Source organism: Phocaeicola sp. RTP21198st1_B8_RTP21198_201120 (assembly GCF_040929485.1).
GTDB classification, from domain to species: Bacteria; Bacteroidota; Bacteroidia; order Bacteroidales; family Bacteroidaceae; genus Phocaeicola; species Phocaeicola dorei.
In genome coordinates, this window is sequence record NZ_JBCOCI010000226.1 from 1 (window position 1) to 2016 (window position 2016).

Sequence of the window (2016 nt, forward strand, 5' to 3'; positions counted from 1 at the left end):
ATCTCTAAGCCTGTTGATGGAGTAATCAATCTGTGTTTGTGTCAGTTTCTTGCCTTGTAGTTCGAAAGTGGCTTCGGCATAAATCAGCAAGATTTCGGCAAAGCGGATGACATTGAGATTCCCATGTCCACCCACACTCGAACCGGCCAAATCAATATCGTTATACTTTTTCAGATAGAAACCAGTACGGCTATTTGCCCCCACACGGTTATTATCTTGCAATGAAGCAAAACGAGGCAGATTAAATATCTCGTTGGCCTTATCCGTATCAGGGTCACCGTCATCTCCTCCCGGCCATTTGTCACCCGGAGCATATAAAGTCATCTTCATTCTAGGATCTCTGTTCTGGAAGTAATCCACATAATGCTCTTCAGGCGACTTGTATAACGATGAGGTCTGCACACCGGTCTTTTTATAATATTCCAATCCGGTTTTTGCCGGTTTACCGTCTGTACACAGATAAGCATCCACTAACGACTTCGTTGGATTGAGGCGTATATAATCTGTCGGACTGCAAGTTTCATTAGGCAGACTTTGTGTACGGATTTCAGGTACAAAAAGACTATATACGATAGCTTCGATATTTTTCGGATCATTCTCGACATCCCCTTCGTGATGAAATAGTTTTTCATATTCATACAGACCATAGGGACTGTTTTCGATGATATATTCACTCGTTTTTGCAGCCAGTTCCCATCTTTCGTTTTGCAAGGCAATACGTGCCAATATAGCTAAAGCGCCCCAGCGGTCAAGCCTTCCCAGTTTATCGCCCGTATACCTTTCTTCAGGCATACGCTCTGCCGCCCATTTCAAATCCTCGACGAGCTGGTCGATGACTTTCTCTCTGGGAGTACGTTCGATATATGCATCTTCGGGCTGGATGACTTCTCCTACCCAAGGTACATCACCCCAAAACACCGTGAGGTAAAAGTACATAAGCGCCCGGATGGTTTTTACTTCTGCGGCATAAACGTCCTTCTTATTTTGAGCTACCTGCGCTTTATTATAGTTGTCCAGAAAATTATTGCAGCGATAAATATAGCTATACGCTCCTGTCCAATAGGTAGTGAAGGGGAAGCCGTCAGTATAAGAGTGCTTGCCTCCCGAAACCTTACTTAGTCCACTAGTAATATTCCCCCACATAACAGTTTCGGCCGTCGATTCGCTCCAATTCACGAGATAGTCTTTTTGTAAAGCTTCGTAACAGGGAGGCAAGGCATTTTTAAGCTGATCTTCATTCACCCAGAATGTCACATTGTCCGGCTCGTTAGGGTTCGTTCTATCCAGAAAATCGCTACATGAGGTAACTATACCAAAGAAAGCAATGATTAAAAAGTATTTTGAGTATTTCATCTTTATAGTCGTTTAATAGGTTAGAATGTTATTGATAATCCAAAAACATAGGTTTTTACTTGCGGATAGACGTCTCCGCTGGTGGTCCTCACTTCAGGGTCATAAGCTCCGAAGTAATCGGTTTTAGTAAACAAGTTATCTGCCGAAGCATATACTCTAAGACTATTAATACCAAGAGGTGCCACCATTCGGGCAGGAAAACGATAACCTATCTGAATATTCTTCAGGCGCAAGTACGATGCATCCTCTTTCCAGTAGTCACTGAAGAGCCTGTTGTGCTCCTGCGACTGATAAAGTCTGGGATAAGAAGCATTTGGATTCATAGGCGTCCATCTGTCAAGATGCTCTTTTTTAGGGATTGAGTAGTCATTGATAAATGCATGCCGAGCCTCATCCTCAAGGTAACCGGCAACTTTGCCTACGCCTTGCAAATAGAAACTGAAGTCAATGCCTTTCCATTCCAAACCACCCTTGATTGCATAGGTGTAATGGGGCTCTTTCTCGCCAAACACCACTTTGTCGTAGTCATCAATTACTCCGTCGGGAGCGCCGTCAGGACCACTGATGTCCCGATACTTAATATCTCCGGGCTGTACAATGCCGTTTTGTGACGCAACAAGAGGAAATTTTGGTTTCTGGTACTTACCTGTAGTTGTATTCACC

At 43.7% G+C, this 2016-nt stretch carries 1 protein-coding gene and 1 pseudogene; both read right to left on the reverse strand.

Annotated elements, in window-relative coordinates; all coding sequences use genetic code 11:
• Positions 1-1353, reverse strand: a 1353-nt coding sequence (locus AB5935_RS24805) for a RagB/SusD family nutrient uptake outer membrane protein (protein ID WP_368327735.1), incomplete at its 3' end; no start/stop codon positions are given.
• Between the two features lie 20 nt (positions 1354-1373).
• A pseudogene (locus AB5935_RS24810) lies at positions 1374-2016 on the reverse strand (SusC/RagA family TonB-linked outer membrane protein); the annotation flags it as partial.